This is a genomic window from Achromobacter sp. JD-1, assembly GCF_038594925.1.
GTDB lineage: Bacteria > Pseudomonadota > Gammaproteobacteria > Burkholderiales > Burkholderiaceae_B > Achromobacter > Achromobacter spanius_C.
On sequence record NZ_JBCGCS010000003.1, the window covers coordinates 224,881 to 238,228 of the forward strand.

General features: G+C 62.7%; 15 protein-coding genes. 4 read left to right on the forward strand and 11 right to left on the reverse strand.

Translation table 11 applies throughout. The features are described 5' to 3' along the window. Nucleotides 1-63: 63 nt before the first annotated feature. Complete coding sequence (locus WBR68_RS06700; RefSeq protein WP_127186113.1) at nucleotides 64-876, reverse strand: substrate-binding domain-containing protein; 813 nt, start codon at nucleotides 874-876, stop codon at nucleotides 64-66. Nucleotides 877-1,074: 198 nt separating this feature from the next. Between WBR68_RS06700 and lipA the strand changes: the two genes are divergently transcribed. After that, nucleotides 1,075-2,085, forward strand: coding sequence for a lipoyl synthase (gene lipA, locus WBR68_RS06705; RefSeq protein ID WP_127186112.1), 1,011 nt, complete (start codon nucleotides 1,075-1,077; stop codon nucleotides 2,083-2,085). On the opposite strand, the gene rfbC is transcribed toward lipA, so the two are convergent. The 5 genes from rfbC to WBR68_RS06730 are packed head-to-tail and all read right to left on the reverse strand — an operon-like array spanning nucleotide 2,086 to nucleotide 6,078. Then, entirely contained in the window at nucleotides 2,086-2,628 is a 543-nt protein-coding gene (rfbC, locus tag WBR68_RS06710) for a dTDP-4-dehydrorhamnose 3,5-epimerase (RefSeq protein ID WP_127186111.1), read from the reverse strand. It lies immediately after the preceding gene. Beyond that, entirely contained in the window at nucleotides 2,628-3,509 is an 882-nt protein-coding gene (gene rfbA / locus WBR68_RS06715; RefSeq protein WP_127186110.1) for a glucose-1-phosphate thymidylyltransferase RfbA, read from the reverse strand. Before rfbA ends, rfbC begins: the two co-directional genes overlap by 1 nt. Then, nucleotides 3,506-4,414 carry a dTDP-4-dehydrorhamnose reductase gene (rfbD, locus tag WBR68_RS06720; protein WP_127186109.1) on the reverse strand — a complete coding sequence of 303 codons (909 nt, stop codon included), beginning with the start codon at nucleotides 4,412-4,414 and terminating at the stop codon, nucleotides 3,506-3,508. Before rfbD ends, rfbA begins: the two co-directional genes overlap by 4 nt. Next, nucleotides 4,411-5,475: a dTDP-glucose 4,6-dehydratase gene (gene rfbB / locus WBR68_RS06725; protein ID WP_127186108.1), complete on the reverse strand. Its 1,065-nt coding sequence runs from the start codon at nucleotides 5,473-5,475 to the stop codon at nucleotides 4,411-4,413. The genes rfbD and rfbB overlap by 4 nt, the downstream gene beginning before the upstream one ends. 48 nt (nucleotides 5,476-5,523) lie before the next feature. After that, nucleotides 5,524-6,078, reverse strand: a complete 555-nt coding sequence (locus WBR68_RS06730) for a cob(I)yrinic acid a,c-diamide adenosyltransferase (protein WP_127186107.1) — start codon at nucleotides 6,076-6,078, stop codon at nucleotides 5,524-5,526. 206 nt (nucleotides 6,079-6,284) lie between these two features. Here WBR68_RS06730 and WBR68_RS06735 point away from each other — a divergent pair, with 206 nt between their 5' ends. Next, the gene (locus WBR68_RS06735) at nucleotides 6,285-6,590 is read left to right on the forward strand and encodes a copper-binding protein (RefSeq protein ID WP_006216414.1); all 306 of its coding nucleotides are present in this window, start codon (nucleotides 6,285-6,287) and stop codon (nucleotides 6,588-6,590) included. Between the two features lie 107 nt (nucleotides 6,591-6,697). Here the strand turns inward: WBR68_RS06735 and hslU are convergent, their stop codons facing one another. From hslU to WBR68_RS06760, 5 genes are all read right to left on the reverse strand, one after another. After that, nucleotides 6,698-8,032 carry an ATP-dependent protease ATPase subunit HslU gene (gene hslU / locus WBR68_RS06740; protein ID WP_127186106.1) on the reverse strand — a complete coding sequence of 445 codons (1,335 nt, stop codon included), beginning with the start codon at nucleotides 8,030-8,032 and terminating at the stop codon, nucleotides 6,698-6,700. Between the two features lie 84 nt (nucleotides 8,033-8,116). Further along, nucleotides 8,117-8,656: an ATP-dependent protease subunit HslV gene (gene hslV / locus WBR68_RS06745; RefSeq protein ID WP_006216412.1), complete on the reverse strand. Its 540-nt coding sequence runs from the start codon at nucleotides 8,654-8,656 to the stop codon at nucleotides 8,117-8,119. 132 nt (nucleotides 8,657-8,788) lie between these two features. Further along, on the reverse strand, nucleotides 8,789-9,253 hold the full coding sequence (dksA, locus tag WBR68_RS06750; RefSeq protein WP_006216410.1) for an RNA polymerase-binding protein DksA: 465 nt from the start codon (nucleotides 9,251-9,253) through the stop codon (nucleotides 8,789-8,791). A 126-nt stretch (nucleotides 9,254-9,379) separates the two neighbouring features. Continuing rightward, nucleotides 9,380-10,504: a CobW family GTP-binding protein gene (locus WBR68_RS06755; RefSeq protein WP_127186105.1), complete on the reverse strand. Its 1,125-nt coding sequence runs from the start codon at nucleotides 10,502-10,504 to the stop codon at nucleotides 9,380-9,382. Between the two features lie 323 nt (nucleotides 10,505-10,827). Beyond that, complete coding sequence (locus WBR68_RS06760) at nucleotides 10,828-11,331, reverse strand: Fur family transcriptional regulator (RefSeq protein ID WP_050446145.1); 504 nt, start codon at nucleotides 11,329-11,331, stop codon at nucleotides 10,828-10,830. Between the two features lie 416 nt (nucleotides 11,332-11,747). Between WBR68_RS06760 and WBR68_RS06765 the strand changes: the two genes are divergently transcribed. Both WBR68_RS06765 and WBR68_RS06770 read left to right on the forward strand, forming a co-directional pair. Then, nucleotides 11,748-12,470: a metal ABC transporter ATP-binding protein gene (locus WBR68_RS06765; RefSeq protein ID WP_127186104.1), complete on the forward strand. Its 723-nt coding sequence runs from the start codon at nucleotides 11,748-11,750 to the stop codon at nucleotides 12,468-12,470. Continuing rightward, the gene (locus tag WBR68_RS06770; protein ID WP_127186498.1) at nucleotides 12,467-13,333 is read left to right on the forward strand and encodes a metal ABC transporter permease; all 867 of its coding nucleotides are present in this window, start codon (nucleotides 12,467-12,469) and stop codon (nucleotides 13,331-13,333) included. The genes WBR68_RS06765 and WBR68_RS06770 overlap by 4 nt, the downstream gene beginning before the upstream one ends. The last annotated feature ends 15 nt before the right edge of the window (nucleotides 13,334-13,348 follow it).

Genomic DNA, 13,348 nt, shown 5'->3' on the forward strand with positions numbered 1-13,348 from the left:
CTGATGGGTTTCGCGCGATCTACGGTGAAGTTCTTTTGACCGATCTTTCGCGCTGCACCCATCCTACGTGCTTAGGCGGGGTTCGAACGTGACGTCCAGCGTTTGATGCTGGCCGGCCGCCAGCTCACCTTGTAGGCGGTCCAGCAATACCTGCGCAGCCCGACGGCCCAAATCTTCGGCATCTATCCCCAACGTGGTCAGGCCTTGCGCCCATTGCGCGGCGCTGCCGTCGTCCGTAAACCCCAATACCGCCAGATCCTGCGGTACATGCAGGTCGCGATTGTGGGCTTCCGACACCGCCGCCGCGGCCAGCAGGTCGGACGTGCAAAATACCGCATCAAAAATCGTGTTGGTGGCCAGCAAGCGCAAGAATGCCATGCGGCCGTCGTTCATCCGCAGCACTTCCGGCTGCACGATATCCGCCACCCGATCCAGTCCCAACGCCGCCGCGGCGCTGATGAAACCTTGGCGGCGCGCGCGTTCCCACGGATTGTCGGCGCTGATGCAGGCCACCAGCGCATGGCGCTTCTCGGCAAGATGACGCGCCGCCGCTCGGCCGGCCTCTTCATTGTCGATGACCACGGCGGTGTCCAGCGGGTGCGCCGATGCGCTCCAGGTTTCCACCACCGGTATTTCCAGCGCCGCCAAGCCGGCGCGCAACGCGGGTTCGTCCAGCGGGCCGATGACTAGCGCCGCGGCCGGATGCAGCGCGGCAAGTTGCGGCAGCATGGCCGGGTCGTGCCATGGGCCCGCCGTCAGAAAGTAGCCCTGGGGCGCCAGGCGTTCCGCACACGCTTGCATGGCACGGCTTGCGGGCCCGTTATCCAGGCGGGGGGCGATCAAAGCGACAAGGCGTGGCGGGGGAAGGAGGGACATAACAAGGAAGTCAGCAAATTTATCAGGCAAGACGATAACCCAGCCGGCCATGGGGCTCGCCAGGCATCGGCGGCTCTTGTCTCATTCGTTGGGGCAGGCGGGCGTCCGCGCCTCTGCGGCGCACCGGGGCGGCGGAGGGTAAAATGCCTTTTTTGTCTCTAACCGGGCCATTCTGCGCGCCGGTTGCGAAGGTGCCCAATGTCTACGCTCGCCGAGTCCGCTGTTCCCCCGAACGAATCCGCTGCTGCTTCCGCTCCCGTGGAAGCCGTCTACGATCCGACGCAAAAACAGAAGTCGCAAGCCAAGACGGCACGCATCCCCATCAAGATCGTCCCGGCCGAACGCCTGAAAAAGCCCGAATGGATCCGCGTGAAAGCCGCCGCGCCCGGCTCGCGCTTCTACGACATCAAGCGCATCCTGCGCGAACACAATTTGCACACGGTCTGCGAAGAAGCCTCCTGCCCGAATATCGGCGAGTGCTTCGGCAAGGGCACGGCCACGTTCATGATCATGGGTGACAAGTGCACCCGCCGCTGCCCGTTCTGTGATGTGGGCCATGGCCGCCCCGATCCGCTGGACACCAAAGAACCCGAGAACCTGGCGCGCACCATTGCCGCGCTGAAGCTGTCTTACGTGGTCATCACCTCGGTGGACCGCGATGACTTGCGCGACGGCGGCGCGGGCCACTTCGTGGACTGCATCACGCACATCCGCGAACTGTCGCCCACCACCCGCATTGAAGTGCTGGTCCCCGACTTCCGCGGCCGTCTGGACCGCGCGCTGACTATCCTGAACGCCGGCCCCCCGGACGTCATGAACCACAACCTGGAAACCGTGCCGCGCTTGTACAAGCAGGCACGTCCGGGTTCGGACTACATGCACTCGTTGAAGCTGCTGGCTGAATTCAAGAAGCTGCACCCCGAAGTGCCCACCAAGTCAGGACTGATGCTGGGTCTGGGCGAAACGGATGAAGAAATCCTGCAAGTGATGCGCGACATGCGCGAGCACAACGTGGATATGCTGACGATTGGTCAGTATCTGCAGCCGTCTGAACACCACTTGCCCGTGCTGCGTTATGTGCACCCGGATACGTTCGCGATGTTTGAGCGTGAAGCGTATGCGATGGGCTTTTCGCATGCGGCGGTGGGCGCGATGGTGCGGTCTTCGTATCACGCGGATGAACAGGCGCATGCGGCTGGGGTGAATTGATCAACCCAGTTGGGCGTCTTTCAGGAAGGCGCCCAGGCTGTCCTTTTCGGACAGTACCGGCGCCTGACTGCAGGGCCATGCGATAGACAGATCGGGATCGTCCCAGCGGATGCATCGCTCAAGGTCTGGCGCGTAATAGTCCGTGGTCCGATACAGCACCTCGGCCGAATCCGATAACGCCAGAAAGCCATGTGCGTACCCTTCGGGAATCCACAGCTGAAGCTTGTTCGCCGCACTCAAGCGCGTGCCCACCCACTGCCCGAACGTGGGTGAGTCGCGGCGCACGTCCACCGCCACGTCGAAGATTTCGCCTGCGCATACGCGCACGAGTTTCCCCTGCGGACGTTCAAGCTGATAGTGCAGGCCGCGCAGCACGCCTTTGGCCGAACACGAGTGATTGTCTTGTACAAAATGCCGTTGTAGCCCCGTGACCGCTTGGAAGACGCGTTCGTTGAAGCTTTCGAAGAAAAATCCGCGCGCGTCGTTGAACACGCGTGGCTCCAGTAGCAACACGTCGGGCAAAGTTTGCGGTAGCGCTTTCATCAGAACACCGTGTCCGATAGCACGCGATGCAGATATTTGCCGTAGCCGCTTTTTGACAACGGCATTGCCAGCTTTTCCAGTTCCTCGGCGGTGATCCACTTCTGGCGGTAGGCGATTTCTTCCGGGCACGCCACCTTCAGACCTTGCCGGTGCTCTAGCGTGGCAATGAACTGGCTGGCTTCCAATAGTGATTCATGCGTGCCAGTGTCCAGCCAGGCATAGCCGCGGCCCATGATTTCCACGGCAAGCTTGCCCCGCTCAAGATAGCGTTGGTTGATGTCGGTAATTTCTAGCTCGCCGCGCGCGGATGGCTTGATACCGCGGGCAATCTCAATGACGTTGTTGTCGTAGAAGTACAAACCGGTCACCGCGTAGCTGGATAGCGGTACGGCTGGCTTTTCTTCAATCGACAGCACCTGCCCGCGCTGGTCGAACTGGGCCACGCCGTAGCGTTGCGGGTCCTGTACGTGATAAGCGAAAACCGTGGCGCCGGCCGTGCGTTGGTTGGCGTTCTGCAGCAATCTGGGCAGCTCATGGCCATAGAAAATGTTGTCGCCCAACACCAATGCTGTCGCACTGTGGCCAATGAATGGCGCGCCGATTAAAAAGGCCTGCGCCAAACCGTCGGGCGAAGGTTGAATGGCGTATTCCAGGTTGAGCCCCCATTGCGAGCCGTCCTGTAGCAACTGTTGAAAACGGGGAATGTCCTGGGGCGTGGAGATGACCAGAATGTCGCGTATCCCGGCCAGCATCAACGTGGTGAGCGGGTAGTAGATCATTGGTTTGTCGAAGACGGGAAGCAACTGCTTGCTGATCGCCAGCGTGGCCGGATGCAGCCGGGCGCCGGACCCGCCGGCCAGTACGATGCCTTTGCGCGTCATGGTTGGTCTCCGCGGTGATCGCCGCGCGCTACAAGTTGGTCCAACAGAGCGTCGACGTCGCGTGTCCAGTCAGCAAAGCGAATCCCCAGCGCAGCGGCGAGCCGCGAGGTGTCTAGCCTGGAATTGCTAGGACGCATGGCGGCGGCACCATGGTCTTCCGACGTGACGCATTGAATGCGTTCAGGCGTGAGCCTTAGCGGCATGCCACGCTTGGCGGCGCCCGCGATCAGATATTGCGCGTAGGCATGCCAGCTTGTGGCGCCGCTGGCCGCCACATGATAAATGCCACCAGCCATGTCCTGCTGGCGGCGCTTCGCAACGGCCTGCATGGTGACATCGGCGATCAGCGCCGCAGCGGTGGGCGCGCCGATTTGGTCCGCCACGACGCTCAGGGTCTCGCGTGTCCGCGCCAAGCGCAGGATGGTGGCAGGAAAGTTATTGCCATGTGTCGCGTAGACCCAGCTGCAGCGCAGAATCAAGGCATCGCAGCCGCTGTCCAGGACCGCGGCTTCTCCGGCCAGTTTGGTGACGCCGTAGACGTTTAGCGGGTTTGGCGTATCCGTTTCAGTGTAGGGCGACGGATTTGACCCGTCGAAGACATAATCGGTGGAGTACTGAACGAGCAAGGCCTGTGACCGCTTGGCGTACCGCGCCAGGGTGGCGACGGCGTGCGTATTGATCAGGGTGGCCGCTTTCGGATGCGATTCTGCCAGGTCGACGGCGGTGTAGCCCGCCGCATTGACGATGACGTCGGGTTGATGAGCCGACAGCGCTGCGCATAGCGCGGACTGATCGCCCAGGTCGACGTCTGCGCGGCCAAGAGATATCACGTCGCCCAAGGCAGGCATGGTCCGCTGCAATTCGCGGCCAATCTGCCCGGTTTTGCCCAATAAGAGGATCTTCACGCGCGCTCCGGCGGAATCTCTGGGTTCACGCGATACGCGCCACTGGCGACGTTTGCCACCCACTGGGTCTCGTGCAAGTACCACTGAATCGTCTTCAGCATGCCTGTTTCGAATGTATGGGCGGGAACCCACCCAAGCTCGCGCTGCAATCGAGAGGCGTCGACGGCATAACGACGGTCGTGTCCCGCCCGGTCGGGAACGTGGACGATTTGCTCCGCATACGATTTGCCATCCGCGCGGGGTCGCAGGCGGTCCAGTTGCTGACAAAGACCACGTACAAGCGAAAGATTGGAAATTTCGTTCCAACCGCCCACGTTGTAGGTAGCCCCCGGCGCGCCTGCCTCCAGCATCCTGCGGATGGCGTCGCAATGGTCGGAAACGTACAACCAATCGCGCCGCTGTTGGCCATCGCCATATAGTGGCAGCGGCTTGCCGGCGAAGGCCTGGTGAATGACCAGCGGAATCAGTTTTTCCGGGAACTGCCGAGGACCGTAGTTGTTGGAGCAGTTGGACGTCAGCACCGGCAGGCCGTAGGTCTGGTGATACGCGCGAACAAAATGGTCGCTGGCGGCCTTGCTGGCGGAATAGGGGCTGTTGGGGGCGTAGGGGGTGCGCTCGGTGAAGGGCGCGCCGCCATCGTCCAGAGACCCATACACTTCGTCAGTCGACACATGCAGGAAGCGGAAATCGGCCTTGTCTTGCGTGTCGAGCTCGGCCCAATAGCTGCGAGCGGCTTCCAACAACTGGTAAGTGCCCAGCACATTGGCCTGTATGAAAGCGCCCGGATCGGCTATAGACCGGTCGACATGGGTTTCAGCGGCAAAATTGACCAGGGCACGGGGGCGATGCGCGCGAAGCAGGCCGAGCACGGTTGCCTGGTCGGCGATATCGCCGTGTACGAACCGATGGCGGGCGTCGCCGGCCAGCGGCGCCAGATTGTCCAGATTGCCGGCGTAGGTCAGTTTATCCAGTGTGATCACCGACTCATCGCTTTGGGCGAGCCAATCCAGCACAAAATTCGATCCGATGAACCCGGCGCCGCCGGTCACAATAATGCTCATGTATTTAGCACCCTCGGCTGTTAGCCTCCGGCATGTTCCGGCCGCGCCTTACTGGCGAGCCTGGGCGCCCGCCCAAAACGTATCTTGCTGTCCCGCACGCTGATTGATACACCGCGCCAGCACAAACATCAAATCCGATAAGCGGTTCAGGTACTGCCGGACCGGAGCGTTCACGGCTTCCGTTTCCGCCAGCGCCACGACAGCCCGTTCGGCCCTTCGGCATACCGTTCGCGCCACGTGCGCTTGCGCCGCCGCGCGTGTTCCACCAGGCAGTATGAACTCGCGCAGCGGTGTCAGCGTCGCGTTGTAATGGGCTACCTGCGCGTCCAGGCGTGCCACTTGTTCGTCGGTGAGCGCGGTATGGCCCGGGATGCAGAGTTCGGCGCCCATGTCGAAAAGATCGTGCTGGATTGCCAAGAGGTCCGCCGCTACGTCCTCTGGCAATGCTTCGCTCAATAGCACGCCAATCACGCTGTTCAACTCATCCACGTCGCCCAGGGCGGCGATCCGTGGTGCGTCCTTGGGGATACGGGTTCCGTCCCCCAGGCCGGTGGTGCCGTCGTCCCCCGTGCGAGTGGCAATGACAGATAAGCGGTTGGCCATAGACGGTCCTGAGTCGGGATAAAGGGGAATAGTTTGCGTCTTGCGGTAAGCCAGCGCCCCGTTGAAGGAGTGCTCTCGCAATCAACCGTCAGGATTGTTGCGTTCTGCCGCAGGAACTGTTTCATAACGGCGGTATCCTAGCACTGTGGAAAGCAGACCGGGCGGTGCTGCCCGGGCGGCTTTCGGTGTCAATGGAGGATGCCTGTATGGCTTTTGACCGCAAGTATGCAATGCCCATGGCCGTCGCCACCGCGATGGCCGTTGTGTCGCTGGCCACGCCCCTGGCGTTTGCGCAGCAGGCCGATGCCAGCGGCGAAGTGCGTCGTGTCGACCCGGCCGCCGGCAAGGTGACGATCAAGCATGACGAGATCAAGGCGCTGGATTTGCCAGCGATGACGCTGGTCTATGACGCGGATCCGGCGCTGCTGGCCAAGATCAAGGCGGGCGACAAGGTGCGTTTCACGGCGACCCGCAAGGATGGCAAATACGTAGTGACGGCGATCACGAACTGACCGCGCGCATGAAAAAGCCGCTTATCGCAATCACGCGGTAAGCGGCTTTTTTGCAGTGCAAGCAGGTGCAAGGGCCGCGACCTTGTCGCACCCTTGCACTCACCGGCTTACAGCACGTAGCGAGCCAGATCCTGGCTGCTTGCGGCTTCGGCCAGTTGCGAATTGACGTAGGCGGCGTCGATCTTCACGTGCTTGTCCAGGCTGGAGGTGGCGTCAAAGGACAGTTCGTCCAGCAGCTTCTCCATAACCGTGTACAGGCGGCGTGCGCCGATGTTCTCGGTGGTTTCATTGACCTCGAAAGCCAACTCGGCCAGGCGGCGCACGCCTTCGTCCGTGAACTCCAACTGCACGTCTTCGGTGGCCATCAGTGCCGTGTACTGCTTGGTCAGGGACGCGTCCGTGTCGGACAAAATGCGTACGAAGTCTTCGGCGGTCAGCGATTCCAGTTCGACACGGATCGGGAAGCGGCCTTGCAGTTCCGGGATCAGATCCGACGGGCGCGCCAAGTGGAATGCGCCTGATGCAATGAACAGGATGTGGTCGGTGCGGACCATGCCATAGCGCGTGTTGACCGTGGTGCCTTCCACCAGCGGCAGCAGGTCGCGCTGCACGCCCTGGCGCGAGACGTCGGCGCCGCCGGATTCCTGGCGCGCGGCGATCTTGTCGATTTCGTCCAGGAAGACGATGCCGTTTTGTTCAACGTTGTTGATGGCAACCGTGCGCAGGTCTTCTTCGTTGACGCGCTTGGCGGCTTCTTCGTCGACGATCAGCTTGAAGGCTTCGCGCACCTTCATCTTCTTGGGCTTCTTTTTGTCGCGAGCCATGCCGGCGAACATGCCGCGCAGTTGCTCGGCCATTTCTTCCATGCCGGGGGGCGTCATGACGTCCATCTGCGGCGCGGCCTGCGACACTTCGATCTCGATTTCCAGATCGTCGATCTTGCCTTCGCGCAGGCGCTTACGGAAGGTCTGGCGGGCGCTGTTGTCTTCACCGCGTTCCGGCTCGCCCGAGGCGCCGCGGGCGGGCGGCACCAGGGCATCCAGGATGCGGTCTTCGGCGGCGTCTTCGGCCTGGGTGCGCACGCGGCGCATTTCCAGTTCGCGGGTTTGCTTGATCGAATATTCGGTCAGGTCGCGGATGATGGTGTCGACGTCGCGGCCAACGTAGCCCACTTCCGTGAACTTGGTGGCTTCGATCTTGATGAAGGGCGCGTTGGCCAGCTTGGCCAGACGGCGGGCGATTTCCGTCTTGCCCACGCCGGTGGGGCCGATCATCAGGATGTTCTTGGGGTGGATTTCATGGCGCAGGGGCTCGGCAACCTGCTGGCGGCGCCAGCGGTTGCGCAGGGCGACGGCCACGGCGCGCTTGGCGCGGTTCTGGCCAACGATGTATTTGTCGAGTTCGGAGACGATCTCTCCGGGCGTCATGTTGGATGCGGACATGAGGGCGAATCCTAAAAGCTAGAGCGGCGGGCTGGGGAAGCGGCCGCGGCGCAGGGAGGTTTCCCGTGCGCCGCGTGGCGGATGTCAGTCACCCAGCGTTTCGATGACGTGGTTCTGGTTGGTGTAGATGCAGAGGTCGCCGGCGATTTCCAGCGATTGCTTGACGACCGCTTCAGGCGACAGCTCGGTGTTGCGCAGCAAGGCCAGCGCGGCGGACTGCGCGTAGGCGCCGCCCGAGCCGATGGCCGCCAGGCCGTGCTCGGGTTCAAGCACGTCGCCGTTGCCGGTCAAGACCAGCGTGTGCTCGGTGTCGGCCACGATCAGCATGGCTTCAAGACGGCGCAGAACGCGGTCGGTGCGCCAGTCGCGGGTAAGCTCGACGGCGGCGCGCATCAGGTTGCCCTGGTGCTTTTCCAGCTTGGCCTCGAAGCGTTCCTGCAGCGTGAACGCGTCGGCAGTGGCGCCGGCAAAGCCAGCGAGGATCTTGTCGTGGTACAGGCGGCGGATCTTGCGGGCCGTGCCCTTGACGACGATGTTGCCCAGGGTGACCTGGCCATCGCCGCCGAGCGCGACGCGGTTGCCGCGGCGCACACACACGATGGTGGTGGCGTGAAATTGTTCCATGCGTTCCTTCCTTTGAAAGGACTAGCTGGGGGCGGTTCCAAGGAAATCAAGCGCGGTGCGCGACGGCCAATAAAAAAGGCCATGCTGGAAACCAGCATAGCCTTTCAGGGGATGACGTGAAAACGGGACGGATCAGTCGCCGTACAGCTTTTGGCGCATTTCACGGCGTTCTTGCGCTTCCAGCGACAAGGTGGCCGTGGGGCGCGCCAACAGGCGGGGTACGCCAATGGGTTCGCCGGTTTCTTCACACCAGCCGTATTCGCCGCTGTCGATGCGGGCGATGGACTGTTGCACCTTTTTCAGCAGCTTGCGCTCGCGGTCACGGGTGCGCAGCTCCAGGGCGTGTTCTTCCTCGATGGTGGCGCGGTCGGCGGGGTCGGGCACGAACTGCGTTTCGCGCAGGTGCTCAGTGGTCTCGCCGGCGTTGGCCAGGATGTCCTGTTCGAGTTGTTTGAGCCGTTCCTTGAAGAAAGCCAGTTGGCGTTCATTCATATAGTCGGACTCGGGCATGGCCAGCAATTCCTTCTCGCTGGGCAGATCAATCGCCGTATCGCTCGTCGACTTGCTTGATTTTTTAGTTGCTGCCTTGGTAGCCATGAAAACACTCCACTATGAATCGATCCTGGCGCGGGCGTCCTTTCCCGGTTCGTGTTGCTTGCTGCCTACGCTGTTCGTACCTCACAGTACTGCCTTCGTCGCATTGCGTCACGTCGGGAAGGGGGATTACCCCGCCAGGCACTGCTCCAAGCCCCGGGTGAAAATTTCCTGGGGCAGCTTACGTCCGATGAATACCATCTTGGTGGACGGTTTCTCGGCCGCGGTCCACGGCTTGCCGGGTTCGGCGCCCATCATCATGTGCACACCCTGGAACAACATGCGGCGGTTGATGCCCTTCATGTACAGGATGCCCTTGTAGCGCATCAGGTCGGGACCATAAACCTGCACCACACCGCCCAGGAATTCTTCAAGGCGCGCGGGATCGAACGGCTTGTTGGAACGGAACACGAACGCACCGATTTCGTCGTCGTGCTGGTGGTGATGGTGATGGTGGGCGTGATCACAATGCGCCCCGCATTCGCCTTCGTGCTCATGATCGTGGTCGTGGCCATGATCGTGCCCGTGGTCATGCCCATGGTCGTGGGCGTGGTTGTGGGCGGCGTCGGGGTGCTCATCGGCCAGGAACTCCGGGTCGATGTCCAGAATGGAATTCAGGTTGAAGCCACTGATGTCGATGATGGACTTCAGGTCGACTTCGCCAAAATTGACCGGCGTGATCGGCGCGCGCGGGTTCATGTGAACCAGGCGGTGGCGCAGCGCTTCGTAGTCAACTTCATTGACCAGGTCGCGCTTGGAGATCAGGATGCGGTCGGCGAAACCGACTTGCTTCTGGGCTTCGGGTTGTTCGTCCAGCGTGGACATGCCGTGCTTGGCATCGACCACGGTCACCACCGCATCCAGGCGGTAGTATTCGGCGATGTCGTCATCCATGAAGAACGTCTGGCAGACGGGGCCGGGGTTGGCCATGCCCGTGGTTTCCAGGATGACGCGTTCGAAAGTCAGTTCGCCGGCTTCGCGCTTGGCGCGCAGCTCGGACAGGGTACGCATGAGGTCGCCACGCACCGTGCAGCAGACGCAGCCGTTGGACAGTTCGATGATTTCTTCATCGCTGTCTTGCACGAGCAGGTCGTTGTCGATGCTTTCCGGTCCGAATTCATTTTCGATGACCGCAACGCGGCGGCCGTGGAATTCAGTCAGGATGCGTTTGAGCAGGGTGGTCTTGCCCGCACCGAGAAAGCCGGTGAGGATGGTGACGGGAACCATTTTGTCCAAACTGCGCGGGGTGTTCATGGCGAAGCTGCTAGCGTGAAGTCAAGACTGTGAAGTCGAAGCTGAAGCCCTGGCATTCAACAAGGCCCTGACAGGGTGTTTTGCCCTGTGCAGGATGATGTTTGCCACAGGCTGCGTGGGCCGCCAACAGCGGCCGGACGCAGGATTACAGCACAGTCGGGGGCAGGGGGCAAACCCCGGATCAACCCAGGGGCCGAAGCCGTCCGGATCGCGTCTGTAGGCCGGCAGGTATCCGGCGATATCACTATTTTGGGGCGGTTTGCCGGATTTCAAGTGAGGCCGGTTTTCGCCAGGAAATGACGGGCGTCCGGCCACATGCCGTTTCAGTGATGGTGGTGGTGATGCGCTGCATCAGCCGGCTGCTTTTTCTGGCATTGGGGACAGAGCGCGCGGATCTCGGTCTCGTGCGTGGCCAGGGCGTAGCCCGTTTGGGCGACCCGTTCGGCCAATTGGCGGCTCATGGCGGGGTCGGACACTTCGGCTACCGCGCCGCAGCCGGTACAGACCACCAACAAATCATGCGGGGCGCCGCCGGCGTCATGGCAGGCGCTCCAGGCGTTGACCGCGTCCAGCCGATGGATGAGACCTTCGTCCATCAGGAAGTCCAGCGCGCGGTACACGGTGGGGGGCGCTGCGCCGGGATGCACTTCGCGCATGGCGTCCAGTAATTCATACGCCTTCAGGCTACGCCCGTGGCGCAGCAGCAGTTCCAGCACCTTGCGGCGGATGGGTGTCAGGCGGCGGCCGCGCTGTTCGCACAGCGTCTCGGCGACGCTGAGCTGGGCGCCGACGGTGTCGCTGCGGGGGGAACGGGGCGGAACGGGCATGGCGGGCTTTATCTGAATGAAAGACGCGCGCGACGCGCGCGAGATGCCAGGAAAGTAGCAGAAAACTCAGATATGCGGGCACCTCCGGCCAGATTCAAGTCAGTTTAGTTATGATATAACATTGTAAAAATCAATCACGCCACGTTCGGGCGGTTTCCGTGATTCGGAATCGCTGCAGCGCCATTGGCCGGTGCGTGATTCCACCCCCGTCCGCCCTTACATCCTTAGTCTTCAGCCTGCCCGCTTTCCATGTCTCACTTCACGCTTTTGCCCCCGCGGCCCGGCGCCGCGCTTCGGCAAGGCACCATACCCCGCTCTGCTTTTCTGGTTTCCGCCTGGCGCCGCATGGCCGTCGCCTTGGTGGCGGCCGCCATGCTGTGGGCGCTGACGGGGTGGGCGCTGGACTGGTGGCCGCGATGAGCAAGGCGCCCGTCACCATCGAGTTGGCCGACGCGTCCTTTGGCTGGCATGGCCACCCTGCGCTGAAGTCCGTGTCGGGCCGTTTTGCGGCCGGCGGCATGACGGCAGTGGTTGGGCCGAATGGGGCGGGCAAGTCGACCTTGATCAAAGGCATCATGGGCGTGCTGCGCCCCATGGCGGGCAGCGTGCGTATCAGCGGCGCGGGGCGTTCCGAATTGGCCTGGCTGCCGCAGGCAGCCGAACTGGACCGTTCGTTTCCGGTCACGGTGCTGGACCTGGTGGCCATGGGCGCCTGGCGCCGCATTGGTGGCTGGCGCCGCTTTCGCAACGACGAACTTGAACGCTGCATGCATGCGCTGGAAACCGTGGGCCTGGCCGACGCTGCCGGGCGGGGTGTGGACACCTTGTCGGGCGGGCAGATGCAGCGGACCTTGTTTGCGCGGATGCTGGTGCAAGACGCGCCGGTGCTGCTGCTGGACGAGCCCTTTGCCGCGGTCGACACCCATACCGCTGATGATTTGATGGCGTTGCTGTGCGGGCTGCACGGTCAGGGTCGCACGGTGATCGCTGTGCTGCATGACCTGGATCTGGTGCGCGACCACTTTCCCGAATGCCTGCTGCTGTCGGGCTCGGTCGTGGCGTGGGGCGATACCGCCAGCGCCTTGAGCGACGCGCATCTGCAGGTGGCGCGGCAATGGCACGCGAGGGCCTACGCATGACGCTGGCGCAATGGTTCGTTTCGCCCTTCCTGGACTACGGCTTCATGCGTCGCGCGCTGGCCGGAGCTTGCGCCTTGTCGCTGGGCGCGTCGCCGTTGGGCGTGTTTCTGGTGCTGCGGCGCATGAGCTTGATGGGCGACGCGATGTCGCACGCGATCTTGCCCGGGGTGGCGGCGGGGTTCCTGCTGTCCGGGCTGTCGCTGGGCGCCATGATGCTGGGTGGTATCGCCACCGGCTTGGCGGTCGCCTTGCTGGCTGGGGTGGTGGCGCGGCTGACGCCGCTGCGTGAAGACGCCAGCTTCGCCGCTTTCTATTTGATATCGCTGGGGCTGGGCGTGCTGCTCGTGTCCTTGCGCGGTTCGAACATGGATCTGCTGCATGTGCTGTTCGGCACGGTGCTGGGTCTGGATGACGCGGCGCTACTGCTGGTGACCATCACGGCCAGCGTGACCTTGTTGGTGCTGGCCGCCATTTACCGCTTGCTGGTCGCCGAATGCCTGGACCCGGGTTTCCTGCGGGCCAGCGGCGGCGGCGGGGGCTGGGTTCACATGGGGTTTCTGGTGCTGGTGGTGGTCAACCTGGTGGCGGGCTTCCAGGTGCTGGGCACCTTGATGGTCGTCGGGATCATGATGCTGCCCGCCGCCGCCGCGCGCTTCTGGGTGCGCTCCGCCGCCAGGCAGATTCCGCTGGCGGCTGGCTTCGGCGTGCTGGCTTCGGCGAGCGGCCTGCTGGTGTCCTACCACTTCAACGTACCCGCGTCGCCCTCGATCATTCTGGCGGCGGGCGCCTGTTACCTGTTTTCCATCGTCGGCGGCCCGCAAGGCGGGTTGCTGCGGGCGCCGCGCCGCATGCGCCAAGCCTGACTTCATAAGGAGATT

What these genes read in the sequence shown, in the direction of transcription:
- WBR68_RS06730 (WP_127186107.1), bottom strand. Translation starts at nt 6,078, where the DNA reads ATGGCCAACCGCTTATCTGTCATTGCCACTCGCACGGGGGACGACGGC.
- hslU (WP_127186106.1), bottom strand. Translation starts at nt 8,032, where the DNA reads ATGTCCGCATCCAACATGACGCCCGGAGAGATCGTCTCCGAACTCGAC.
- WBR68_RS06770 (WP_127186498.1), top strand. Translation starts at nt 12,467, where the DNA reads ATGACGCTGGCGCAATGGTTCGTTTCGCCCTTCCTGGACTACGGCTTC.
- WBR68_RS06765 (WP_127186104.1), top strand. Translation starts at nt 11,748, where the DNA reads ATGAGCAAGGCGCCCGTCACCATCGAGTTGGCCGACGCGTCCTTTGGC.
- lipA (WP_127186112.1), top strand. Translation starts at nt 1,075, where the DNA reads ATGTCTACGCTCGCCGAGTCCGCTGTTCCCCCGAACGAATCCGCTGCT.
- WBR68_RS06735 (WP_006216414.1), top strand. Translation starts at nt 6,285, where the DNA reads ATGGCTTTTGACCGCAAGTATGCAATGCCCATGGCCGTCGCCACCGCG.
- dksA (WP_006216410.1), bottom strand. Translation starts at nt 9,253, where the DNA reads ATGGCTACCAAGGCAGCAACTAAAAAATCAAGCAAGTCGACGAGCGAT.
- rfbA (WP_127186110.1), bottom strand. Translation starts at nt 3,509, where the DNA reads ATGACGCGCAAAGGCATCGTACTGGCCGGCGGGTCCGGCGCCCGGCTG.
- WBR68_RS06755 (WP_127186105.1), bottom strand. Translation starts at nt 10,504, where the DNA reads ATGAACACCCCGCGCAGTTTGGACAAAATGGTTCCCGTCACCATCCTC.
- hslV (WP_006216412.1), bottom strand. Translation starts at nt 8,656, where the DNA reads ATGGAACAATTTCACGCCACCACCATCGTGTGTGTGCGCCGCGGCAAC.
- WBR68_RS06700 (WP_127186113.1), bottom strand. Translation starts at nt 876, where the DNA reads ATGTCCCTCCTTCCCCCGCCACGCCTTGTCGCTTTGATCGCCCCCCGC.
- rfbC (WP_127186111.1), bottom strand. Translation starts at nt 2,628, where the DNA reads ATGAAAGCGCTACCGCAAACTTTGCCCGACGTGTTGCTACTGGAGCCA.
- WBR68_RS06760 (WP_050446145.1), bottom strand. Translation starts at nt 11,331, where the DNA reads ATGCCCGTTCCGCCCCGTTCCCCCCGCAGCGACACCGTCGGCGCCCAG.
- rfbB (WP_127186108.1), bottom strand. Translation starts at nt 5,475, where the DNA reads ATGAGCATTATTGTGACCGGCGGCGCCGGGTTCATCGGATCGAATTTT.